The organism is Sphingomonas sp. DC4900 (assembly GCF_049896485.1).
Taxonomy (GTDB): domain Bacteria; phylum Pseudomonadota; class Alphaproteobacteria; order Sphingomonadales; family Sphingomonadaceae; genus Sphingomonas; species Sphingomonas aquatilis.
Map to the genome: position 1 here is coordinate 124766 of NZ_JAFCUK010000006.1, position 22236 is coordinate 147001.

19 protein-coding genes are annotated in these 22236 nt (G+C 68.4%); 10 read left to right on the forward strand and 9 right to left on the reverse strand.

Annotated features, from left to right (window positions below):
* Positions 1 to 43 precede the first annotated feature (43 nt).
* Together ACP690_RS09215 and ACP690_RS09220 are read right to left on the reverse strand one after the other, a co-directional pair.
* Positions 44 to 595: a DNA-3-methyladenine glycosylase gene (locus ACP690_RS09215; protein WP_426260912.1), complete on the reverse strand. Its 552-nt coding sequence runs from the start codon at positions 593 to 595 to the stop codon at positions 44 to 46.
* Between the two features lie 16 nt (positions 596 to 611).
* On the reverse strand, positions 612 to 863 hold the full coding sequence (locus ACP690_RS09220; RefSeq protein WP_017979726.1) for a glutathione S-transferase N-terminal domain-containing protein: 252 nt from the start codon (positions 861 to 863) through the stop codon (positions 612 to 614).
* Positions 864 to 936: 73 nt separating this feature from the next.
* Between ACP690_RS09220 and ACP690_RS09225 the strand changes: the two genes are divergently transcribed.
* Complete coding sequence (locus tag ACP690_RS09225; RefSeq protein WP_426260913.1) at positions 937 to 1308, forward strand: reverse transcriptase-like protein; 372 nt, start codon at positions 937 to 939, stop codon at positions 1306 to 1308.
* Between the two features lie 19 nt (positions 1309 to 1327).
* Here ACP690_RS09225 and ACP690_RS09230 read toward each other — a convergent pair whose 3' ends face one another.
* Positions 1328 to 1933 carry a DUF4142 domain-containing protein gene (locus tag ACP690_RS09230; RefSeq protein WP_426260914.1) on the reverse strand — a complete coding sequence of 202 codons (606 nt, stop codon included), beginning with the start codon at positions 1931 to 1933 and terminating at the stop codon, positions 1328 to 1330.
* Between the two features lie 132 nt (positions 1934 to 2065).
* On the opposite strand from ACP690_RS09230, the gene ACP690_RS09235 reads away from it, so the two are divergent.
* Both ACP690_RS09235 and ACP690_RS09240 read left to right on the forward strand, forming a co-directional pair.
* Positions 2066 to 2479, forward strand: coding sequence for a DUF3597 family protein (locus tag ACP690_RS09235; protein ID WP_426260915.1), 414 nt, complete (start codon positions 2066 to 2068; stop codon positions 2477 to 2479).
* Between the two features lie 41 nt (positions 2480 to 2520).
* Positions 2521 to 3021: a methylated-DNA--[protein]-cysteine S-methyltransferase gene (locus ACP690_RS09240; protein ID WP_426260916.1), complete on the forward strand. Its 501-nt coding sequence runs from the start codon at positions 2521 to 2523 to the stop codon at positions 3019 to 3021.
* Between the two features lie 29 nt (positions 3022 to 3050).
* Here ACP690_RS09240 and ACP690_RS09245 read toward each other — a convergent pair whose 3' ends face one another.
* Complete coding sequence (locus ACP690_RS09245) at positions 3051 to 6053, reverse strand: PAS domain-containing protein (RefSeq protein ID WP_426260917.1); 3003 nt, start codon at positions 6051 to 6053, stop codon at positions 3051 to 3053.
* A gap of 104 nt (positions 6054 to 6157) precedes the next feature.
* Between ACP690_RS09245 and ACP690_RS09250 the strand changes: the two genes are divergently transcribed.
* Entirely contained in the window at positions 6158 to 7225 is a 1068-nt protein-coding gene (locus tag ACP690_RS09250) for an enoyl-CoA hydratase/isomerase family protein (RefSeq protein WP_426260918.1), read from the forward strand.
* Between the two features lie 12 nt (positions 7226 to 7237).
* Complete coding sequence (locus tag ACP690_RS09255; protein WP_043059147.1) at positions 7238 to 8014, forward strand: enoyl-CoA hydratase; 777 nt, start codon at positions 7238 to 7240, stop codon at positions 8012 to 8014.
* A gap of 100 nt (positions 8015 to 8114) precedes the next feature.
* On the opposite strand, the gene ACP690_RS09260 is transcribed toward ACP690_RS09255, so the two are convergent.
* Both ACP690_RS09260 and ACP690_RS09265 read right to left on the reverse strand, forming a co-directional pair.
* On the reverse strand, positions 8115 to 8387 hold the full coding sequence (locus ACP690_RS09260; protein WP_426260919.1) for an XRE family transcriptional regulator: 273 nt from the start codon (positions 8385 to 8387) through the stop codon (positions 8115 to 8117).
* Positions 8388 to 8435: 48 nt separating this feature from the next.
* Positions 8436 to 11486 carry a TonB-dependent receptor domain-containing protein gene (locus ACP690_RS09265; protein WP_426260920.1) on the reverse strand — a complete coding sequence of 1017 codons (3051 nt, stop codon included), beginning with the start codon at positions 11484 to 11486 and terminating at the stop codon, positions 8436 to 8438.
* Between the two features lie 366 nt (positions 11487 to 11852).
* On the opposite strand from ACP690_RS09265, the gene ACP690_RS09270 reads away from it, so the two are divergent.
* The 5 genes from ACP690_RS09270 (at position 11853) to ACP690_RS09290 (ending at position 17737) form a co-directional block, all read left to right on the forward strand.
* Positions 11853 to 12635, forward strand: coding sequence for an enoyl-CoA hydratase-related protein (locus ACP690_RS09270; protein ID WP_426260960.1), 783 nt, complete (start codon positions 11853 to 11855; stop codon positions 12633 to 12635).
* A gap of 70 nt (positions 12636 to 12705) precedes the next feature.
* Entirely contained in the window at positions 12706 to 14199 is a 1494-nt protein-coding gene (locus tag ACP690_RS09275) for an efflux transporter outer membrane subunit (protein ID WP_183949524.1), read from the forward strand.
* On the forward strand, positions 14199 to 15596 hold the full coding sequence (locus tag ACP690_RS09280) for an efflux RND transporter periplasmic adaptor subunit (protein WP_426260921.1): 1398 nt from the start codon (positions 14199 to 14201) through the stop codon (positions 15594 to 15596). Before ACP690_RS09275 ends, ACP690_RS09280 begins: the two co-directional genes overlap by 1 nt.
* A 218-nt stretch (positions 15597 to 15814) precedes the next feature.
* Positions 15815 to 16531 carry an ABC transporter ATP-binding protein gene (locus ACP690_RS09285; protein ID WP_043059219.1) on the forward strand — a complete coding sequence of 239 codons (717 nt, stop codon included), beginning with the start codon at positions 15815 to 15817 and terminating at the stop codon, positions 16529 to 16531.
* The gene (locus ACP690_RS09290) at positions 16532 to 17737 is read left to right on the forward strand and encodes an ABC transporter permease (RefSeq protein WP_426260922.1); all 1206 of its coding nucleotides are present in this window, start codon (positions 16532 to 16534) and stop codon (positions 17735 to 17737) included.
* A gap of 321 nt (positions 17738 to 18058) precedes the next feature.
* Here the strand turns inward: ACP690_RS09290 and ACP690_RS09295 are convergent, their stop codons facing one another.
* The 3 genes from ACP690_RS09295 to ACP690_RS09305 form a co-directional block, all read right to left on the reverse strand.
* Positions 18059 to 18673, reverse strand: coding sequence for a nucleotidyltransferase family protein (locus ACP690_RS09295; RefSeq protein ID WP_426260923.1), 615 nt, complete (start codon positions 18671 to 18673; stop codon positions 18059 to 18061).
* Positions 18660 to 19583: an XdhC family protein gene (locus ACP690_RS09300; protein ID WP_426260924.1), complete on the reverse strand. Its 924-nt coding sequence runs from the start codon at positions 19581 to 19583 to the stop codon at positions 18660 to 18662. The genes ACP690_RS09295 and ACP690_RS09300 overlap by 14 nt, the downstream gene beginning before the upstream one ends.
* A gap of 381 nt (positions 19584 to 19964) precedes the next feature.
* Positions 19965 to 22169 carry a molybdopterin cofactor-binding domain-containing protein gene (locus tag ACP690_RS09305; RefSeq protein WP_426260925.1) on the reverse strand — a complete coding sequence of 735 codons (2205 nt, stop codon included), beginning with the start codon at positions 22167 to 22169 and terminating at the stop codon, positions 19965 to 19967.
* Positions 22170 to 22236 lie beyond the last annotated feature (67 nt).

The following is a 22236-nucleotide window of genomic DNA, read 5'->3' on the forward strand; positions in this document are numbered from 1 at the left end:
GTTGCTTCGCTGCGCTCGCAATGACGGATCGACCGTTGTCCCTCTAACGCGCAGGCCGGCTGAGGTAGCGCGAACCGGCGAGGCAGAAGCGCCATGGCGTGTCTATCGCGCGGGTAATGCCGATGCGGGGGCCGGCGTGCAGGGGCGCTGCGCTGGTGGCGGGGATCAGCGTGAAGCGTGGCGCATCGATCGGGGCGTGATCGAGCCGCGCATCGATGCCGAGCGCCTGGCACAGCCGCCCCGGGCCGGCGCAGAGCAGGCGCGGATCGGCGAGGCCGCGGCGCGCGATCATCATATCGAGACCGTGCGTGGGCTCGAGCGCGCGGATCAGCACCGCGCTGCCGGGCGCACACACGATGTTGAAGCACCAATGGATGCCGTAGCTGCGGTAGACATAGGCGCGTCCCGCCGGCCCGAACATCGCGGCATTGCGCGGCGAGGGGCCGCGCGCGCTGTGCGAGGCGGGATCGTTGGCGTCATAGGCCTCCGTCTCGACGATCGTGCCGCCGACGCCGTCGACCAGCAGGGTCGCGCCGATCAGCGCCCGCGCGACCTGTTCGACGTCATGGTCGAAAACGGCGGCAGGCGTCGACACGGCGCGGGTGTCGCGCTCAGTCGACCTTGGCGAGCCAGCGCTCCAGATCGTCGCTGCCGCCGATCACCTCTCCGTCGATTTCGATCAACGGCGTGGTCGCGAGGCCGCGCTCGGCCTTGAACGCATCGACCTCTTCGCGCGTGCGCAGGATATGGTCCTCGACCTCAAATCCTTCGGATTGCAGGATCTGCTTGGCGCGTACGCCGAACGGGCAGATATGGTCGGCAAGCACCATCCGGTGCAACACGGCCTTGCGGGTATCGGTCATGACGGCTCCTGACGAATCTGCGGTGTTCGGGGACATAAAGGTGGAGGGCCAGCGCCGTTCCGCAAGGGAGCGGATGACGCTGTATTTCGACGGCGGGGCGCGCGGCGATCCGGCGCGGATGGAAATCGGCGTGGTCGCGCATGGCGACAGCTACATTCGGGACGACATGGGCGTCGGCGACAATTGCACGGCGGAGTGGCTGGCGCTGCGGTTTGCCGCAGCCATCGCTACCGCCGCGGGCGCACGCGACGTGCTGTTCATCGGCGATGCGCGGACGATCGTCGAACAGGCGCTGGGGCGCTGGGCATGCCGCAGCCCGCAACTGCTGCCGCATCGCGACGCCTGGGTGCACGCGCGTGGTGGCTTCGATCGCGTCCATGTCCGCCATGTGCCGCGATCGAAGAACTTGGCCGGCATCGCGCTCGCGCGGCGTCATCCGCGCTGAGCGTGATGCCGGGCGTGACTTAGGCCTTCAGGCCCTTTGCCATGTTGAGATGCGCTGCGACGGTCGGGGCGAGGCCGGAGGCGAAGGTCTTCAGCGCAGGCACGTCGCCGCTCGCGCCATAGGCGGTCAGCATGTCATAGGCCTGCTGATGCGCCTGCTGCTGCGCCGCGATATAGGCGGTGTCGAAGGCGGTGCCGGTGAGGCCCTTCAGCGAATCGAGCTTCGCCTGCTGATCGGCGTTGAGCGTCGGGTCGGGCGTGATCGCCGGGCTGAGGCCCGAAACGGTCGCCTTCAGCTTGTCCGTCGACGCGGTATGGGCGGCGATCATCTGGTTGGCGTATTTCTTGATCGCGGCCGACGAGCTGTTGTCGAGCGCGAGCTTCGAGCTGGCGATCTCGAACGCGTCGCTCGCCGCGGCGGTGTTGACGAAGGTCTGGCCGGCGGCGGGACGCGAGGCGGCACCCATGTTGGCGCCGGTCGCACCGACGTTGGCCGCGTCGAAGCCTGCGGTGTCGTTTGCCATCGTGGCGTCCGCGCTGTTGGCGGTGTCGGTACGCGATCCGCAGGCGGACAGCGCCAGCGCGAGCGCTGCGGCCGACGCGATCCCCATGAAATTCTTAGACATTGTCCACTCCCTCAATCCGGGGTGGCCAACGTTCGGACGCGGCGCTGCGTTCCGGCGCGGGGAGCATTCGGCGCGCGTCGACGTTTGATGGCGCAACGGTCGCTGCTTCGGCGACGCAACGGGAGCATGACGATGAGCATCTTCGGCAGCATCATGAGCAAGGTTTTCGGCCACAAGCCCGCCGCATCGGCCGCCCCGACCCCGGCGCCGGCCCAGGCTGCACCGCAGGCGCCGCAGCCAACCTCTGCGCCGCCGCAAGCTCCTGCGGCCGCGCCGACGCCCGCGGCGCCGGTCGATGTCGGCGCGGTGCTGTCGGAAATGGCGACGATGAGGAACGGCGGAGGCGATTACCAATCGTCGATCGTCGATCTGCTGAAGCTGCTCGACCTCGATTCCAGCCTCGCCGCGCGGCGCGAGCTGGGGCAGGAACTGGGCGTCCATGCGGGCGAGGACGGTAGCGCCGAACAGAATATCGCGCTGCACAAGGCGGTGATGGCGAAGCTGGCCGAGAATGGCGGCATCGTGCCGGATTCGCTGCGCAACTGACGGGCTTTCCCGATGTCGGCGTTCGGGTTAGCCCGGACGCCATGACGCTCGCCACCACGCGCCTCGATTCCCCCGTGGGTGTTCTGAGGCTGGTGGCGAGCGACGCCGGGCTGGTCGCCGTGCTGTGGCCGGATGACGATCCGCGACGGGTGCCGTTGCCTGCGCTCGTCGAGAATGACGACCATCCGACATTGCGGTCCGCGACCGCGCAGCTGACGGCCTATTTCGCGGGTGAGCGGCGGGTCTTCGACGTACCGCTCGATATGCGCGGCACCGACTTTCAAAAGGCGGTGTGGGCGGCGCTGCTGACTATCCCCTATGGCGAAACGCGCAGCTATGGCGCGATCGCGCTGGCGCTGGGCCGACCGGATGCGTCGAGGGCCGTGGGCGCCGCAAATGGGCGTAACCCGATCTCGATCATCGTGCCCTGCCACCGCGTCGTCGGATCGACGGGCAAGCTGACCGGCTTTGCGGGCGGCATGACGGCGAAGGCGCAGTTGCTGGCGCTGGAACGACGCGACGGCGAACTGCCGTTCGGCTGAGGGCGAGGCCCCCCCGCCGGTCGTTACAATTAGTCCGCCTCGCGTTCCAGCTTGCGCGCCTGCACCGGCGTCTCGCCCGTTCGCGCTGCGGCGATGGCGGCCTGCAACGCATCGGCACCATAAGGTTTGGCAAGCAGCACCGCGCCGGTGCCCGGGGGCACGCCCGCCGTGTCGCCGGTCGCGAAGACGATGCCGACGCCCGGACGCAGATCGCGCGCGCGGGCCGCGAAGGCCGGGCCGGAGGCGCCGGGCAGGTTGACGTCGGTGACCAGCACGTCGATCGGAACCGTCTGGAGCGCCGTGGCGGCATCCTCCGCACTTGCCGCATCGACGACGACATAGCCGCAGGCCTGCAGCATTTCGGCGGTGGTCGCGCGGATCACCTCGTCATCCTCGACCAGCAGGACCGTGACCTGTCCCGCCGCACCCGCAGCGCTGCGCAGCGGGGCCGGCGCCGTGGTCAGGTCGCGCGCGGCGAGGCTGGCGCTGCGCTGGCGCTGGTTGGCGAGGACCGTGCGGAACTTCCGGGCCAGCGCCTCGCGCGTGTACGGCTTCGACAGCAACTCGACGCCGGCGTCGAGGCGGCCGCCATGCACGATCGAATTTTCGGTATAGCCGCTGGTGAACAGCACCGCGAGTTCGGGCAGCCGCTCCTTCGCCTTGCGCGCGAGTTCCGGGCTCTTCAGCGTGCCGGGCATCACCACGTCGGTGAATAGCATGTCGATCGGGATACCGCTTTCGATGACGCTGAGCGCGCTTTGCGCGTCGACCGCCTTCAGCACGCGATAGCCGAGATCGCCCAGCATCTCGACGACGGTGGCGCGCACCTCGTCATCGTCCTCGACGACCAGCACCGTTTCGGTGCCGCCCTCGATCGCGCCGGTGTTGACGATGACCTCGACATCCTCGCTGTCCATGCTGCGCGGCAGGTACAGTTTGATCGTCGTGCCGTGGCCGGGCTCGGAATAGATTTTCACGTGGCCGCCCGATTGCTTGACGAAGCCATAGACCATGGAGAGGCCAAGGCCCGATCCTTTGCCCTCGGACTTGGTCGAGAAGAAAGGTTCGAAGACCTTGTCGACGATATCGGGCGTCATGCCGGTGCCCGTGTCGCTGACCGCAAGCATGACATACTGGCCCGGCTCGACCTCGTCATGGGTGCGGGCATAATCGTCGTCGAGATGCGCGTTGGACAGTTCGATGGTCAGCTTGCCCTGGCCGCTCATCGCGTCACGCGCGTTGATCGCGAGGTTGAGCAGCGCATTCTCGATCTGCGCAGGATCGATGAAGCAATTCCACAGGCCGCCGCCGAACACCGTCTCCACCTCGACGCCCTCGCCGATCGCGCGGCGCAGCATGTCATCCATGCCCTGGACGAAGCGGGTGACGTTGACGACCTTGGGTTCCAGCGCCTGGCGCCGGCCGAAGGCGAGCAGCTGCGCGGCGAGCTTCGATCCGCGCGACACGCCCGCCATCGCGTTGGCGACGCGGCGTTCGGCGCGATCGTTGCCGGCGATGTCCTTGGCGAGCAGCTGAAGGTTGCCCGACACGACCTGCAGCAGATTGTTGAAATCGTGTGCGACGCCGCCGGTGAGCTTGCCGATCGTCTCCATCTTCTGCGCCTGGGCCAGCGCCGCCTCGGCGCGGCGACGCTCGCCGATTTCGGAGATGACGCGTGCTTCGAGATGTTCGTTGAGGTGGCGCAGCTGTTCCTCGGCCCGTTCGCGATGGCGGACCTGGCGTTGCAGATGCTCGGCCTGATCGCGTAGCGACTGTTCGGCGGCGCGCTGTTCGGTGATGTCGGTATGGACGCCGACCCATTCGACGATCTCGCCGTCGGCACCCGTGATCGGCTGCGCGCGGATCAGGCAGTTGCGCCACGCGCCGTCATGGCGGCGGACGCGATGTTCGAACACGAAGACTGATTTGGCGGCGACCGCGGCATTCCAGGCCGCGACGGTCGCGTCGGCATCCTCGGGATGGACGGCGCTCGCCCAGCCATAGCCGGCATAGTCTTCGCGCGATTGCCCGGTCAGCGCCGCCCAGCCGGGCTGTTCGCCGGTCATCTGGCCATCCCGCGAATTGGTCCACAAAACGCCGTGGACCGCCTCCATCGCGCCGCGGAAGCGGTCGTTGCTGCGACGGACCGCCGCTTCGCGTTGCGCGCGCTCTTCGACGTCGGTCACCAGGACATGGATGCCCAGCACGTCGCCATCGTCACCGATGCGGGGGATGTACCGGATGTCCGCGCGATGGAAACTGCCGTCGCGATGCGGCAGACGTCCTTCCGATGCGATCGGTTCTCCCGCGAGCGCGCGTTCGACCAGCGGCAGGCGTTCGGCGTAGCTCTCCTCGCCCAGCACCTCGCGCAGGTGGCAGCCGACCATCTGATCCGGCGTACGGCCGAACCACTGCTGATAGGCGCCGTTGGCGAAACGGTAGACCAGGTCGCGGTCGAGATACGAGATGAGGACCGGCAACGCATCGGTGATGGTGCGCAATTCGGCGACGCTGTGTGCGACCGCCACCTCCGCGCTGACGCGCGCGGTATTGTCGATCACCGTACACATCGCGCCGCCGACCGTGCCGTCATCGAGGTAGACGGGGGTGTAGAACAGGTCGAAGAAGAAGGTCTGCGGTACGCCGTCGCGCAGCAGCGTCATCGGCTGGTCGCGATAGGCGACGACCTCTCCGGTCGCGGACCGATCGAGGATCGCGCGGTTCCAGTCCCAGATTTCGGGCCAGACGCCTTCGGCGGTGCCGCCGAGCGCCGCCGGATGCTTGTCGCCCGCGATGGCGGTGTAGGCGTCGTTGTAGATCAGGACGTTGTCCGGCCCCCACATCAGCACCTTGGGCACCGGCGAATTGACGATATTGGCGACCGTCGTGCGCAGCGCGCCCGACCAGCCGGCAACCGACCCCAGCGGAGTCGCGGACCAGTCATGATCGCGGATCAGCGCACCGCACTCTCCGCCGCCGAGCGGCCATTGGGGGGCGGAATCAAGGGTCGGTTTTGGACGCAACGCGGGCATGGTGTTGAAATGGGCCGGGGTTGGGCGCGAGTCAAACCCTTAGGCAGGCCAATTCGTCGGATCGGTATGGACGCGCGGCCTGCCGCCCGGCAAAGCTCGCCACCATGACCCAGGATGTTTTGATCGAGATCAATGGCGCGCTCGGGCGGCTGCGGTTGCACCGGCCGCGCGCGCTGCATGCGCTCAACATGGCGATGTGCGAGGCGATGCTCGCGGCGCTGGAGGATTGGCGTACCGATGCCGACATCGCGGCGGTGATGATCGACCACGCGCCCTCGGCGGACGGCGATCCCAAGGGGGCACGCGGGTTTTGCGCCGGCGGCGACATCCGCATGCTCGCCGACAGCGGCGCGGGCGACGGCGCGGCGGCGCGGGCGTTCTTCCACACCGAATACCGGCTGAACCACCGGCTGTTCACCTACGCCAAGCCGAGCGTCGCCTTCATGGACGGCGTGACGATGGGCGGCGGCGTCGGCATCGCGCTGCCCTGCCGCTACCGCGTCGCGACCGAGAACACGAAGTTCGCGATGCCGGAAACGGGGATCGGCCTGTTCCCCGACGTCGGCGGCGGTTGGTATCTGTCGCGCCTGCCGGGGCGGATCGGCCAGTTCATCGCGCTGACCGGCCACCGGCTCGACGGGGCGGAGGCGCATGCGCTGGGCCTGGCGACGCATTACCTGCCTGCGAGCGCACTGCCCGGGGTGAAGGCGGCGATCGCCGCCGACCCGCACGGTATCGATGCCATCCTGACTGCGGCGAGTGCTGCGGTGCCGCATGCAGCGCTGCTCGACCATCGCGCCGACATCGACCGTCTGTTCGCCTCCGATACGCTGGAAGAGGTGTTTGCGGCGCTGGAGGCGGATGGGGGTGATTTCGCTGCGCAACAGATCGCGCTCCTCAAGACCAAGTCGCCGCAGTCGATGAAGGTATCGCTGCGCCTGCTGTACGACGGCAGCCTGATGCAGAGCTTCGCCGACGAAATGCGCCAAGAATATGCGGTCGCGACGCATGTCGTGCAGCGCCACGATTTCCTGGAAGGCGTGCGCGCGGTGATCGTCGATAAGGACAACAGCCCGCGCTGGAACCCGGCGACGCCCGAGGCCGTGACCGATCACCTGATCGACCAGATCTTCGCGCCCTTGCCGCCCGCCGAGGCGTGGACGCCGAATTAAGGAGAGGCCCCTATGTCCGATTACCAGACCATCCTCGTCGAGCGGCGCGATGCCGTGACGCTCATCACGCTTAACCGGCCGGAGGCGCTGAACGCGCTCAATGCGCAGGTGCTCGCCGATCTGCTGGCGGCGCTCGCGGCCTTCGACGCCGACGCGAGCCAGGGCTGCGCGGTGCTGACCGGCAGCGCCAAGGCGTTCGCGGCGGGCGCGGACATCAAGGAGATGGCGGCGATGGATTTCGCCGCCATGTACGGGACGAACCATTTCGCCGGCTACGAGCGGCTGACGCAGACGCGCAAGCCCGTGATCGCGGCGGTGGCCGGCTATGCGCTGGGCGGCGGCTGTGAGCTTGCGATGATGTGCGACTTCATCCTCGCCGCCGACACCGCCAAATTCGGTCAGCCCGAAGTGAAGCTGGCGGTCAGCCCCGGCATGGGCGGATCGCAGCGGCTTGCCCGCGCGGTCGGCAAGGCGAAGGCGATGGAGATGTGCCTGACGGGACGGATGATGGATGCCGCCGAGGCGGAGCGCGCCGGCCTCGTCAGTCGGATCATCCCGGCGGCCGATCTGGTCGAGGAGGCGGTGAAGACCGCCGCGTCGATCGCCGCGATGGCGCCGCTTGCCGTGCTGGCGAACAAGGAAATGGTGAACGCCGCGTTCGAAACGCCGCTGGCACAGGGCATCCAGTTCGAGCGGCGGCTGTTCAACGGGCTGTTCGGCACGGCGGACCAGAAGGAAGGCATGGCGGCCTTCGTCGAGAAGCGGCCGGGGAATTGGTCCGGGCGGTAAGGGTGTTTCGGCCGTCTTGTTAAGAAACGGCAGTCCGGTTTAATCCGTCATTGCGAGCACAAGCGAAGCACGCTTCGCTCGCAATGACGAATCCGGTGCCTCATTGCGCGTCAGGCCTAGCCGGCGCGAGTGCTACCTCCACCGACACTTCGGCGCCGGCGCGCGACAGCATCGTGATCAGCGACGCGATCGAAATCCGGCGGTTGTCGTGGTTGAGGATGTTGTTGAGCGTCGAGCGCCCGATACCAAGCCGTGCGGTCGCGGTCGATTGCGGCACCTGCCACGCCTTCACTTGATCGGCCAGGGCCAGGCGCAGGTTTGCCCGGATCGCTTCGGCTCGGGCGTCGCAGGGCGGTTGAGGATCGATCGTCATGAGGAAAAAAGGAAGACCCCGGGTTGCCCCGGAGCCTTCCGATACAGGTTAGAACTTGACGTTGACGTTCGCGAAGAACGACCGGCCGACATAATCATAGCCCGAATAGAGCGGGGCATTGCCGATGGTCGTGAACCCGATGGAGGTGATCCGCGGGGGCTTCGTGTCGAGCAGGTTCCGCACGCCGAAGGTGAACTGGTACTTCTTCTGCACGTTGAACTGCACCGACAGCTGGTGGAGGACGTAGCCGTCCGCTTCCAAGAAGTAATTGTCGCGATACTGCTGGACCAGCGCCGGGTCGGTGATGCCGGTCAAATTGTCGAACGCGAAATAGTTATACGTCTTGTTGTGGTCGCCACCGATCCAGTCGAGCCCGTAGCGGACCGTCATCGGGCCGACGGTGTAGTTGGCGTCGAAATTGCCGACCCATTCCGGCGAGGTGACGATGCCGTTGGCATCGGTCAGGAATTCCTCGGGGAACAGGCGGGTCGACTGTTCGGTGTATTTGGTGACGTTCGCGTTGAAGACGAACTTGCCGCCGAACAGGTTGCGGGCGTAGCGGCCGTTGAACTCGTAACCCTTCACGATGTTTTCGGACAGGTTCACGAAGCTGCTGGTGACGGTAAGCGCCTGATTGGCGTCACGCTGCACGAAGCGGCAGAACCCGGCGTTCGCATCGAAATTCGGGTTGCTGTAGCAGCGCGACAGGATCGTCGCACCGGACAGGTCCGACACGCCGTTGTCGACCTTCACGTCGAAATAGTCGAGCGACAGCGACAGCTGGCCGACCGATTCCGGCAGGCGCGGACGCAGCACCGCGCCGACCGTCCAGTTGGTCGAGGTTTCCGCGCTCAAGCCCGCCTCTGCCCCACCGACGCGGAACGAGGTGATGCTGTTGCGCTGTTCGAAGTCCGCCGGCAGGCCGATCGAGGCGCAGTTGCGCGCGATGATCTGCTGGTTGGGCGACTGCTGCGCGGGCACCGGCAGGCCGCTGCACGGGTCCGAGTTGGTCGGCAGGAAGCCGCTGGTCGCGCCCAGGAACTGTTCGGCGAGCGCCGGCGCGCGATACGACGTGCCGTAGCTGCCGCGGAAGCCGAAGCCGCGGAACGGTTCCCACTCGGCCGAGACCTTGTAGGTCGTGCCCGAGCCGTAAGAGGCGTAATCGGTATAGCGGCCCGAGGCGGTAACGTTCAGGCGATAGGCGAAGGGCAGGTCCTGCAGCAGCGGCAGGTAGATTTCGCCGAACGCTTCCTTGACGTTGTCCTTGCCGACCGTCGGCGTTGCGGCGGTCAGGCCGAACAGATTGCCGTTGATCGAGTTAAGGTCGGGCTGGTCGTTGATGCTCTGGCGGCGATGCTCGACGCCCAGGGCCAACTGCGCATCGCCGCCCGGCAGTTTGAACAGCGGGCCGTCGATGTTGAAGGCATAGGTCGTCTCGCGGAACGCCGTCGTGCCGCGAGTATTCGCCAAGATGTAGTTGCGGAAGTTCTGCGGCAGCTGACCGCCGATCACCCCGGCGGTCAGCGCAGGGGCGGCGACGCAATTGGGATTGGACGCGGCGCTGGCGCAGCTGAACGTGCCGTCCGGATTGGCGACGACGTTGAGCGAGTTGGCGAGGCGATCGATCAGGAACGACTGACCGGTGTAGACGCCATCGTTCCACGATTTGCCGACATAGGCGTCATAGCGCCAGCCGGGGAAGAAGAAGTCGCCGCGGATGCCGCCCGAGGCGCGGACGTAATCGACGGTCTGCGCGTCTTCGGTCAGGCCGAAGCCGATAAAGGCGCGCGCCGCGATGATCCTGCCGCTCGACGTGTTGGTCGGGTTGGCGAACGAGCCGTCGCGGATGTTCGCCGGGAGCAGCGGGCTGCCCTGGAGATAGTCGAGCGACAGCTGGCGATACAGCGGCGATCCCGACTTGCGGCGAGTGCCGAGCAGTTCGCCGTAGATTTCCGCGTTGCCCAGCGCTTCCAGCTTGTAGGTTGCCGACAGATAGCCCGTGTAGGTTTCGACGCCGGTGACGAGCGGTTCGCGCTGCATCGCCGGATCGAACGTGTCGCGATCGTAATTGCCGACGCCGAGATAGCCGGGGAACGGCCCGGTGGTGACGCCGGGGGCGGGGACGAAGCGGTTGAAGTTGCCGAGCACGCCGCTGGTGCGGCCGATCGCCTGACGCGTCGGCAGGCCGAGCGTGTTGATCGTGGTGCCGCCATTGTCGATCGTGAAGCAGTTGCGCGGATCGCCGACCGGGAAGGGATCGCCAGACCCGAACGCCGACCCCTCGCCATCGAGGAAGCCGCCGATCGGGCAGTTGAAGAACGGCACGTCGCCGCGGGCGAGCGCGTTGCGCTTGCGATATTCGAGCGAGCCGACGATGCCGAGGCGATCGGTCTGCATGCCGAAGCTGGCGCTGGCGCGGCGATCGACGCCGGCGCCGACGGCGGGCACGTTGGTTTGCAGGTCGAGCTGCAGGCCGGTCAGCGCCTTGTCGGTGATGATGTTGACGACGCCCGCAACCGCGTCTGAGCCGTAGACCGACGAGGCGCCGGACTTCAGCACTTCGATCCGGTCGATGAGCGCGGTCGGCAGCACGTTGAGGTCGGCGGCGACCACCGAGCCGCGCGTGCCGCCCGGCGCCAGGCGGCGGCCGTTGAGCAGGATCAGCGTGCGGTTCGGGCCGAGGCCGCGCAGGCCCAGCGTGTTCGCGCCGGTGCCGCCGTCGGTGACGAAGCCGCCGTAGGTGTTGTTGATCTGCGACGTGCCCTGCGTGATCGCATTGCTCTGCAACGCGTCGGCGGCGCTGGCGAAGCCGGCCTGCGTGATCTCGTCCTTGCCGATGACGGTGATGGGATCGGAGACGGAGAATTCGTCGCGGCGGATGCGCGACCCGGTGACGACGATGTCGCCGCCGCTCTGCGTGTTGCTGCCCGCGTCGGCGTTGGGCGACTGCGGGTTCTGCTGGTCGGTCGGGACCTGGGTGGGATCGGGAACCGGGCTGGTCTGGGTATCGGTGGCGGTGGTCTGCGCGAACGCAGGCAAAGCAGTAGCGAGGGCGAGCGGCAGGATCGCCGTCGCCGCATAGAGATGCGACAGTTTCACGAATTAACCCCTTTGGTCCCAGCCCCTTACGGAGCCTCTAGGGGCCATAAGATCGGTTCGCCGCATTCGGATCAAGCGACAAAATGACAGCATTATGAACGTTTCTTGGCATTGTGATATGTATGCAACATTGTCTTATTATGTTGCGCCGGGGGATTGGAAAGCGTCGCGATGACGGTCTCTGGCGCATGAAAGGTCCGAATTGCTGACTGACGCCGGCGTTTCTGTCATCGCGCATCGCATCATGGGCTGATCCGGGATCGGCCGAAGTCCCCTATGGCACCCGCTCCGCACTTCGCTATGTCTCGGAACGAGCGGCGGACGGATCAGTGGAATCGACGTCGCGCGGGAGAGGAAGACGTGACCATGGCGTATGAGCATATTCTGGCCGAGCGGCAGGGCGCGGTGCTGGTGCTGACGCTCAACCGGCCCGATCGGCTGAATGCGGCGCCGCCGGCGCTGTTCGACGAGTTGCGCGACGCGCTGGCGCGACTGGATGGCGCGCGGGCGGTGCTGCTGGCGGGGGCGGGGCGGGCCTTTTGTTCGGGCGCGGACGTCGGCGGCGGCGCGCTTGGCGCCGATGATCCCGGCGAGGCGACCTATGCGGCGCTGACCGACCAGTACAACCCGACGATGCAGGCGATCGCCGATCTTGGCGTACCGGTGGTCAGCGCGGTGCGTGGACCGGCGGCGGGGATCGGGTGCAGCCTGGCGCTGGCCGCGGATTTCTGCGTGGCGAGCGAGACCGCCTATTTCCTGCAGGCGTTCGTCAATATCGGGCTGGTGCCGGACGGGGGCGCGTCGTGGATGCTGCCGCGGCTGATCGGGCGGGCGCGGGCGGCGGAGATGATGCTGCTCGGCGAGCGTGTGCCGGCGGCCAAGGCACTCGATTGGGGCATGATACACCGCGTCGTTGCCGACGAGGCGCTGGATGCCGAGGCGCTGGCGCTCGCGACGCGGCTGGCGGCCGGGCCGACGGTGGCGCTGGGCCTGATGCGGCGCGCCTTGGGCCGGGCGATGGAGAGCGACTATGCCGCGGCGCTGGCCGCCGAGGCGGATGCGCAGCGCACCGCGCGCGGATCGGCGGATTCGACCGAGGGCGGCATGGCGTTCCTGCAAAAGCGCAAGCCGGCGTTCCAGGGGCGTTGATGACGCGGACGTGACACTTTGCGACACAAAAGCGCTGGACGCGATGCGGTGTGTTGATCACACAGGACGCATGGTTCGCCTGACCGCTTCCCCGTTCGCCGCTCCGGCGCTCGCCGCGCTGGCCCTGGCGGGCTGCACCGTCGGCCCCGATTATCGCGCGAAGACGCCCGCCGAGCTGGGCGTTCCCACCGCCTATTCGGTGCCGGCGCCGGCCAGTCCCGAAGATCTGACGCGCTGGTGGTCGAACTTCGACGACCCCGTGCTCGGCCAATTGGTCGAGCAGGCGCGCGGCGCCAACACCGATATCGCCCAGGCGATCGGCCGGCTGCGGCAGGCGCGCGAGGCGCTGGTGCAGAGCCGCGCGTCGCTGCTGCCGACGCTGTCCGGGTCGGCGGGCTATCAGCGTAACGAGAATCTGCGCGGCGGTGGCCGCTCGTTCACGCTGCCCGACGGCACCGTGGTCGACACGGGTGGCGGCGGCACCAACAGCTTCTCCGCCGGCCTGTCGGCAAGCTATCAGGTCGGCCTGTTCGGCGAGATCCGCCGGACGGTGGAGGCGAGCCGCGCGCAATATGAGGCGAGCGGGTTCGACTATGCGACCGTGCTGCTGAGCGTCGAAAGCGAGGTCGCGCGCAATTACGTGCTGGCGCGCGCCTATCAGGCGCAGCTCGCCAATGCGCGCGCCAGCCTGGCGATCCAGGACGACAATCTGGAGATTGCGGGGTTCCGCGTGCAGGCGGGCCTCGTTTCGTCGGTCGATGTCGAACAGGCGCGCAGCCAGCGGGCGCAGACCGCGGCGAGCGTGCCGCAGATCGAACAGCAATATGCCGCCGCCGTCGCGCGGCTGGGCGTGCTGACCGGGCAGGCGCCGGGCGCGTTGCGTAGCGCGCTCGCCGCGCCGCGGGCGATCCCGAAGGGGCCGGCGAGCGTCGGCGTCGGCATTCCCGCCGATGCGCTGCGCCGCCGCCCCGACGTGCGCAGTGCCGAGCGCACGCTGGCCGCCGCCACCGCGCGGATCGGCGTCGCCAAGGCGCAGCTGTACCCGGCGCTGGCGATCACCGGGAACATCAACAGCAATGCGACCAGCCTTACGGGACTCGGCGACGCGATTACCGGCGGCCTGTTCGCCGGGCTGACGCAGGCGATCTTCAACGGCGGGCGGCTGCGCGCGCAGGTCCGCAGCAACGAGGCGGCGGCGGATACGGCCTTCGCCAATTACAAGGGCGTAGTACTGCTGGCGCTCGAGGACATCGAAAATGCCATCGTCGCGCTGGATTCGGCGCGGCGACGCGAGACGCAGTTCGCGATCGCTTATGATGCCGCCAACGCCTCGGCGATCCTGAGCCGCAGCCAGTATCGCACCGGGCTTACCGATTTCACGACGCTGAACCAGCAGGAAGCCGCGCTGCTTTCGGCGCAGAACGGCCTGACGCAGGCGCGCTCCGATCAGGCGACGGCGCTGATCGCGCTGTACGATGCGCTGGGCGGCGGCTGGGACCCCAGCGTCGTGCCGCAGGCGCCCGAGCGCGGCGCTACCCCCATTTTCGCAACGGAACCCCGCTGATGGCCGACGCACAGCTCGACGATTTCCTCGGCGTGAAGCCGGTGCCCGTGTGGCGCCGCTATCTGAAATGGGGGCTGGTCGCGATCGGCGTGGTGCTGCTCGCGCTGCTGCTGAAGAGCTGCTTCGGCGGCAAGGCGGAGGCGGGCTATGCGACGCAGGGCGTGGAGCGCGGCAACCTTACCGTTACCGTCTCCGCGACGGGCAAGCTCGCGCCCACCAACCAGGTGACGGTCGGCTCGCAGCTGTCGGGCCTCGTCACCAAGGTGGTGGTTGACGTCAACGATCGCGTCCGGGCGGGCCAGCCGCTCGCGCTGATCGACCCGCAGCAGATCGACGACCAGATCCGCCAGCAGCGCGCGCAGATCGCGGCGAACCAGGCGCAGGTGAACCAGGCGCAAGCGACCGTCGCCGAAAGCCGCGCGCAGCTCGCCCGGCTCGAAGAGGTGTACAAGCTGTCGAACGGGCGCGTGCCGTCGGGCACCGAACTCCAGTCCGGCCGCGCCGATTACCAGCGCGCGATCGCGGCGCTGAAGACCGCGCAGGCGAACGTCAGCGCCTCGCAGGCCCTGCTGGCGCAGAGCCAGACGCAGCGGCAGCGCGCGATCATCCGCTCGCCGGTCAACGGCGTGGTGCTGGCGCGCCAGATCGATCCGGGCGCCACGGTCGCCGCCTCGTTCAACACGCCGACGCTGTTCGTGATCGCCGAAGACCTGTCCCAGATGAAGCTGGAGGTCGCGATCGACGAGGCAGACGTGGGCGAGGTGAAGACCGGGCAGAAAGCGACCTTCACCGTCGACGCCTTCCCCGGCCGCACCTTCCCCGCGACGATCAGCCGCGTCGATCTGGGATCGAACCTGACGGTCAATTCGGCGAGCTCCACCGCGACGACGGCGACGACCGCCTCCTCCAACCAGGTGGTGAGCTATGCCGCCGACCTGACCGTCGCCAACCCGTCGTTGCAGCTACGCCCGGGCATGACCGCGACCGCGGATATCGTGACGTCGGACAAGCAGAACGTGCTGCTCGTCCCCAATGCGGCGCTGCGCTTCAAGCCGAGCGACGGCGCGTCGGCTGGCGGATCGAGCGGCGGCATCGCCGGATCGCTGACCTTCCGCCCGCGCCGCGACCGGCCGGAGCGGACCGCGACGCTGGGCCGCGGCGCGACGCAGACCGTCTACGTCAAGGGTGCCGACGGCCAGCCGCAGCCGGTGCAGGTGACGACCGGCGACACCAACGGCACGATGACCGAGGTGCTGAGCGGCGACCTGAAGCCGGGACAGCAGGTGATCACCGGCCAGCTGGCGGGCAATGGCGACAAGGCCAGCGGATCGCGGCGCGGTGGCGGTGCGGGCGGTGCCGGTGGTGGCCGTCGCGGGGGCGGGGCCGGTGGGCAGTAAGCGCGCCGTTGCTGGCATCATGGGCTTGCAGGGACGCCTGCCAAGCCACCCCCGTCACCCCGGACTCGTTCCGGGGTCCACCGGGCAGCGGGGGCAACGCTTGAGCCTCCAACCGTTCTCCTCGCCGCGGAGTGGACCCCGGAACGAGTCCGGGGGGACGGGTGGGGCGGGGCTGCGTTTCGCGACCCCCTGCCCGGGATGGTATCGGGGAGCGGCCCATGGCTGACCCGCTCATCTCCCTTCGCAACGTCACTAAGGTCTATGGCACCGGCGCGACGCAATTTCAGGCGTTGAAGGGCGTCGACCTCGACATCCAGGCGGGCGATTTCGTCGCCGTCATGGGGCCGTCGGGGTCGGGCAAGTCGACGACGATGAACATTCTCGGCTGCCTCGACGTGCCGTCGGGCGGGACCTTCCTGTTCCGCGGCCACCATGTCGAAACGCTGGATCGCGACCAGCGCGCGCTGTTGCGGCGGCGCTACCTGGGCTTCGTGTTTCAGGGGTTCAATCTGCTCAGCCGCACCAGCGCGCTGGAGAATGTCGAGCTGCCGCTGCTCTATCGCGGCGAGGACAAGAAGACGCGGCGCGAACTGGGCATGGCGGCGCTGGAGAAGGTGGGCCTCGACCGCTGGTGGGATCATACGCCCGCGGAACTGTCGGGCGGCCAGCAGCAGCGCGTCGCCATCGCGCGGGCGATCGTGACGCAGCCCGACGTGCTGCTCGCCGACGAACCGACCGGCAACCTCGACAGCGAACGCTCGGTCGAGATCATGGAGTTGCTGACCGACCTCAACCGCACCGCCAACATCACCGTGCTGATGGTGACGCACGAACCCGACATGGCGGCGTTCGCGCGGACGGTCGTCCACTTCAAGGACGGGCTCGTCGAACGGATCGAGGCGCAGCACCGGCAGGGCGAGGCGGTGGAGGCATAGATGCTAGGCACCACCTTCATCCTCGCGATCCGGTCGATCCGGCGGCATCTGCTGCGCTCGTTCCTGACGATCCTGGGCATCGTGATCGGCGTCGGCGCGGTCGTCACGATGGTGACGCTGGGCAAGGCGACGACGGCCGCGGTGCAGCAGCAGATCAGCGCGCTGGGCAGCAACGTGTTGCAGGTGCGACCCGGCCAAGGCTTTGGCCGGGGTGGCGGTGGTCCGCCGCCACCGCCGTTCAAGGTGCCCGATGCGGACGCGATCGCGACGCAGATCGCCGGCGTCACAGCGGTCGCGCCGCAGACCAACGCCAGCGCCACCGCCATCTACGAAGGCGCGAACTGGTCCACCACGATCAACGGCACGACGCTGGCGTTCAATACGGTGCAGCCGTGGCCGCTCGCTGCCGGGCGCTATTGGACGCGGGCGGAGCAGGAAGCGGGCAAGGCGGTGTGCCTGATCGGCAATACCGTGCGCAAGAACCTGTTCCCCTCCGGCGAGGCGGTCGGCACGCGCATCCGGCTGGGCAATATCAGCTGCGACGTCATCGGGGTGCTGACGACGCGCGGGCAGGGCGGCTTCGGCGACCAGGACGACGTGGTCGTCATGCCGATCAAGACGGTGCAGCGCCGCTTCGTCGGCAACGACGACGTGCGCGTGATGCTGGTCGGTGTCGATCCCGCCTATTCCAGCGCGACCGTGCAGTCGTCAATCACCGCCCTGCTGCGCGAACGCCGCCATCTGACGGGCGCGCGGCCGGACGATTTCAACATCTTCGACACCAAGCAGATTTCGGACACGTTGACGGGTACGACGACCTTGCTGACCCGCATCGTCGCGGCGGTGGCGGCGATCAGCCTGGTCGTCGGCGGGATCGGCATCATGAACATCATGCTCGTGTCGGTGACCGAGCGCACGCGCGAGATCGGCATCCGCCTGGCGATCGGCGCGGTGGCGCGCGAGGTGCTGCTGCAATTCCTGGTCGAGGCGGTGGCGTTGTCGTGCCTGGGCGGGATCGTCGGACTGATCATCGCGCAGGGCGTCATCCTGGCGCTGGTGCCGCTGATGCAGGTGCCCTGGACGTTCGATCCGCAGATCAACCTGATCGCGTTCGGCATATCGGCGGTGATCGGCGTGGTGTTCGGCTATTTCCCGGCGCGGCGCGCAGCGGCGCTGAACCCGATCGATGCGCTGCGCCACGAGTGACGTGCGCGGCAACATGGACAAGATGAACGCCTGAATGGGTTGGGATAGGTTGCGTCCAACGCCGTCGCGGGGGCGAAGACGTCAGCCTTCGTCATCCCCGCGCAGGCGGGGATCCAGACACGCTACCGCCAGCGATTCCCGCGAAACCTGCGCGTCTGGATTCCCGCCTTCGCGGGTATGGCGACTGGGTGAGGGGCGGGGAATTACGCGGCTTGGTGTATCGTCACCCCGGACTTGATCCGGGGTCCCGCTATTTCCAGGCGTCGAAGAAGAAGCGGGACCCCGGGGCGAGCCCGGGGTGACGGGGCTGCTGGCGGCGCCTTACGACCGTCGCAGGCGCGTGTAGGTTTCTGGGTCGCCGACCAGCGCGCGGAGCCGCTCCAGTTCCTCATGCGTATCGACGTCGATCAGTTCGGCGGGGGTCGTGACGACGTGCTTGCCGCCGCGAACCATGTCGCGGGCGCCCTGATCCCCCTCCAGCGCCAGCAGGGCGTCGAATCGGTTGCGGCCGAAGACGGCGGGGGGCTTGGGGCTGATGCCGTCGCTCGACGCCACCACGGCGTCGGGGCCGTCCGCGGCTTCCAGCAAGTGCCAAATGTGCGTCGCGGTGACGCGCGGCATGTCGGCGAGCGCGACGACCACCGCCTGCGCACCATGCGCGCGCGCGCAGTCGACGCCGAGCGCGACCGACCGGCCGAGGCCCAGCGCCGGGTCGTCGTTCCGCACGGTCGTATAGCCATGCGCGGCATAATCGCATTGCGCCTTGCCGACGACGGCGACGCGTTCGCGGAACGGCATGTCTTCGAGCGCGACGGCGACGTGCAGGCCGAGCGCGCGGCCGAGGAACGGTTCGTCGAGCTTGCTGCCAAGGTCGCCCATCCGCTGCGAACGGCCGGCGGCGAGCAGCACAAGCACGCAGTCTTCAGCGGCGATCATGGAACGCCCCCACCATCGCCGCGGCGATCGACAGCGCGATTTCCGACGGGCCGATCGCGCCGATATCGATGCCGACGGGCGCGTCGATCCGGTCGATCTGCGCCGCGCTGAGGCCCTCCGCCGCTAGCCGTTCGCGGCGCGCGGCGTGGCTGCGGCGGCTGCCGAGCGCGCCGACGTACGGCGCGTCGGTGGCGAGCGCGGCGATGAGCGCGGGATCGTCGATTTTGATGTCGTGGCTCAAGGTGACGACCGCGGTGGCGGGGCCGGGTTTCAGCGCGGCGATCGCCTCATCGGGCCAGCGGTCGTCCAGCGTCACGCCGGGGAAGCGCTCTTCGGTCAGGAAGCGGGCGCGCGGGTCGATGACCGTCGTGGCGATGCCGAGCGTCGTCGCCAGCGCGGCGAGGCTCTGCGCGATCTGCACTGCGCCGACGATCAGCAGGCGGCGCGGGGGATCGTAGCGGTTGACGAAGACTTCGCCGGTTTCCTGGGGCCTGAGATCGCTGTGACCGGTGGCGAGATCGGTGGTGACGGTCAGCGCCTCGCCACGGTCACGCGCGTCGGCGATGCGGTCGAACAATTCGGGGTCGAAGCCGGTGGCGGAGACGGGCTGTACCATCACCGCGATCTCGCCGCCGCAGGGCAAACCGACTTCCCAGGCCGCGGCATCGGCGACGCCGTAGCGCTTCAGCTGGAAGGGCGCGCCGGCGATGACGTCGGCGGCGGTTTGCAGGATGTCGCTTTCGACGCAGCCGCCCGACACCGATCCTTCGAACCGGCCGTCGCCATGGACGAGCATATGGCTGCCCTTGGGACGCGGCGCGCTGCCCCAGGTGGAAACCACGGTGGCGAGGGCGAGGGGGTCGCCTTTCCATTCGCGCGCGGCGGCGAGGACGCTGTCGTTTTCGGCCATGATGTTGCGGTTCCTGCCTAGCGGTGATCGTGAGAGGTAAGGTTCATAGAAAGGCGCTTGCCACCTTCACTTCGTCACCCCGGACTTGTTCCGGGGTCCACCGTGCCGCGAGGGCAACGCTGGAGCCTCCTGCCGTCCCCTTGTGGAGCAGGGGACCCCGGAACAAGCCCGGGGTGACGGTGTGTGGGGCGGCTGGTAGTGGCGAAGGCGGCGGCGTTTTCAGCCATGTCGTGTCCTTTTTCAGTCCTCCCCCGCCAGGGGGAGGTGGCGCCGCCGAAGGCGGTGACGGAGGGGGCGGTTGGCGGTGTCCATCATGACAGGCCGTCGCGTACCTCCCCCTCCGTCGGCTTCGCTGCCACCTCCCCCTGGCGGGGGAGGACTTTAAAGAGCGGGCAAGCCAGGCAGCAGCGTGTCGAGCGTCACCGGGACATCGCGCACCCGCACGCCGGTCGCGTTGTAGATGGCGTTGACCACCGCCGCGCCCGCGCCAGAAATGCCGAGTTCACCGACGCCCTTTGCGCCCGCCGGGTTTGCGCTGTCGTCGATCTCCTCGACGAAATGCACCTCGATCTGCGGCACGTCCGCGTTCACCGCGACGTGATATTCGCCGAAGTCCGGGTTGACGAAATGGCCCGAGCGCGGGTCGACGACCGCCTCTTCGCTGAGCGCATAGGCGATGCCCCAGACCATGCCGCCGATCAGCTGGTTCGCGGCGGTCTTGGCGTTGAGCACGCGGCCGACGTCGAACACGCCGAGCATGCGGCGCACGCGCACCTCGCCGGTGACGGCGTTGACCGCGACCTCGACGAAATGCGCGCCGTGGCTCGCCTGGCTGGTGCGCTGGCTTTCCTTGCCGGGGGCGGTCTTGCCGCGGGCCACGATCGGCTCCCCGCGCAGCAGGTCGGGCAGCGCGATGCTGCGGCCCCCGGCGGTGACGCAGCCTTCCTTCAGCGTCAGGTCTTCGGGCGCGGCGTTCATGCGGCGGGCGAGGTCGCTGAGGATATCCTCGCAGGCGAGCGCCGCCGCGGCGCAGGCGCTGCCCGCGCCGAACGATCCGCCCGAGCCGGCGCTGGGCGGCAGGTCGCTGTCGCCCAGGCGTACCTCGACCGAAGCGACGGGCAGGCCGAGCATCTCGCCGACGGTCTGCGCGAGAATGGTGTAGGTGCCGGTGCCGATGTCGGTCATGTCGCAGGCGACGACCGCGCGGCCGTCCGCCTCCAGCCGCACCTCGGCTTCGGCCTTGACGGTGAAATTGCCGCGCAATGCCGCGGCCATGCCGTGGCCGATCAGCCATTCGCCTTCGCGGCGCGCACCGGGCGTGCGGTTGCGCTGGTCCCAGCCGAAGCGGCGCGCGCCCTCGTCATAGCAATCGAGCAGGCGGCGGGTGGAGAAGGGCTTGCCGCTGACCGGATCGACGTCGGGTTCGTTGATCCGGCGCAGCTCGACCGGGTCTAGCCCCAGCTGTTCAGCGAGCTCGTCCATCGCGCATTCGACCGCGAAGGTGCCGATCGCCTCGCCCGGCGCGCGCACCGCGCCGGTGGCGGGAAGGTCGAGCCGGACGAGGTCAGTGCGAAAGCGACGGTTTTCGCCGCCGTAGAGCGGCAGCGAGCCGAACGGGATGGGTTCGAGGAAGCGCGCGTCGTCGTTCTGCGCGGCGACGCCTTCGTGGGCGAAGGCGGTGATGCGGCCATCCTGCGTGGCGGCGATCCGCACGCGCTGCGTCGTCGCCGAGCGGTGGTGGACCAGATAGGCGGTCTGTGCGCGGGGGAGCGCGACCTTGACCGGACGACCGGTCTTTTGTGCGGCGATCGCGGCGAGGATCACCTCCGGCCCGACGCCGGTCTTGCCGCCGAAGCCGCCGCCGACGAAGGGGGCGAGAACGCGGACCTTATCCGTGTCGAGGCCCAGCGCTTTCGCGATCGTGGTGCGCGCGGCGCCGATCACCTGGTTGCTGGTGCGGACGGTGAGCGTGCCGTCCTGCCACCAGACGGTGCTGGCATGCGGTTCGAGCGCGGCGGGGAAATGGACGGGGGTGGTGTAGGCGAGGTCGACCGTCACCGGCGCGTCGGCCAGCGCGGCGTCGAGGTCGCCCTTGTCGATCGCGGGGAGGAAGCCAAGGTCGTGGTCCTGCTCGACCGGCTGCTCCGCCATGGCGAGGCGGGCGGGGGCTTCGTCGACCGATATGACAACGCGGCTGGCGGCGTCGCGGGCGATCGCCTGATCCTCGGCGACGACGATCGCGACGGGCTGGCCATAGTGAAAGATCGCGTCGGTGCCGCTGTGCGCGGCGCCCTGCGAATTGCTGCCGCCGGTGACCATGCGCGGGTCGTCGTGGATGACCGCGACGACGCCGGGCAGTGCTTCGGCTGCCGATGCGTCGATCCCCGTCACGCGGCCGCGCGGCACCGGTGCGCCGACGATCGCGGCATAGAGCGTGCCGTCGGGCGCGTCCTCATAGGCGTAGGTGGCGGTGCCGCTGACCTTCGCGGGCCCCTCGATCCGCGCGATCGGCGCGCCGAGTACGCCCTGCTGCCCGTGCGCCAGCCCGTGGGGGCGATACGCGCGGTCCATCGTCATCTCGTTCATACAGGCTTCTGATCCTTGCCCGGGACCGGGTGAGGGCGAATGTAAGGTGTTGGGCGGGGAGGGGAAA

Excerpts from the sequence above, each read along its gene's own strand:
- ACP690_RS09270 (WP_426260960.1), top strand. The coding sequence starts at position 11,853 with ATGGCGTATGAGCATATTCTGGCCGAGCGGCAGGGCGCGGTGCTGGTG.
- ACP690_RS09260 (WP_426260919.1), bottom strand. The coding sequence starts at position 8,387 with ATGACGATCGATCCTCAACCGCCCTGCGACGCCCGAGCCGAAGCGATC.
- ACP690_RS09255 (WP_043059147.1), top strand. The coding sequence starts at position 7,238 with ATGTCCGATTACCAGACCATCCTCGTCGAGCGGCGCGATGCCGTGACG.
- ACP690_RS09225 (WP_426260913.1), top strand. The coding sequence starts at position 937 with ATGACGCTGTATTTCGACGGCGGGGCGCGCGGCGATCCGGCGCGGATG.
- ACP690_RS09250 (WP_426260918.1), top strand. The coding sequence starts at position 6,158 with ATGACCCAGGATGTTTTGATCGAGATCAATGGCGCGCTCGGGCGGCTG.
- ACP690_RS09275 (WP_183949524.1), top strand. The coding sequence starts at position 12,706 with ATGGTTCGCCTGACCGCTTCCCCGTTCGCCGCTCCGGCGCTCGCCGCG.
- ACP690_RS09245 (WP_426260917.1), bottom strand. The coding sequence starts at position 6,053 with ATGCCCGCGTTGCGTCCAAAACCGACCCTTGATTCCGCCCCCCAATGG.
- ACP690_RS09305 (WP_426260925.1), bottom strand. The coding sequence starts at position 22,169 with ATGAACGAGATGACGATGGACCGCGCGTATCGCCCCCACGGGCTGGCG.
- ACP690_RS09220 (WP_017979726.1), bottom strand. The coding sequence starts at position 863 with ATGACCGATACCCGCAAGGCCGTGTTGCACCGGATGGTGCTTGCCGAC.
- ACP690_RS09230 (WP_426260914.1), bottom strand. The coding sequence starts at position 1,933 with ATGTCTAAGAATTTCATGGGGATCGCGTCGGCCGCAGCGCTCGCGCTG.
- ACP690_RS09240 (WP_426260916.1), top strand. The coding sequence starts at position 2,521 with ATGACGCTCGCCACCACGCGCCTCGATTCCCCCGTGGGTGTTCTGAGG.
- ACP690_RS09300 (WP_426260924.1), bottom strand. The coding sequence starts at position 19,583 with ATGGCCGAAAACGACAGCGTCCTCGCCGCCGCGCGCGAATGGAAAGGC.
- ACP690_RS09280 (WP_426260921.1), top strand. The coding sequence starts at position 14,199 with ATGGCCGACGCACAGCTCGACGATTTCCTCGGCGTGAAGCCGGTGCCC.
- ACP690_RS09295 (WP_426260923.1), bottom strand. The coding sequence starts at position 18,673 with ATGATCGCCGCTGAAGACTGCGTGCTTGTGCTGCTCGCCGCCGGCCGT.
- ACP690_RS09290 (WP_426260922.1), top strand. The coding sequence starts at position 16,532 with ATGCTAGGCACCACCTTCATCCTCGCGATCCGGTCGATCCGGCGGCAT.
- ACP690_RS09235 (WP_426260915.1), top strand. The coding sequence starts at position 2,066 with ATGAGCATCTTCGGCAGCATCATGAGCAAGGTTTTCGGCCACAAGCCC.
- ACP690_RS09285 (WP_043059219.1), top strand. The coding sequence starts at position 15,815 with ATGGCTGACCCGCTCATCTCCCTTCGCAACGTCACTAAGGTCTATGGC.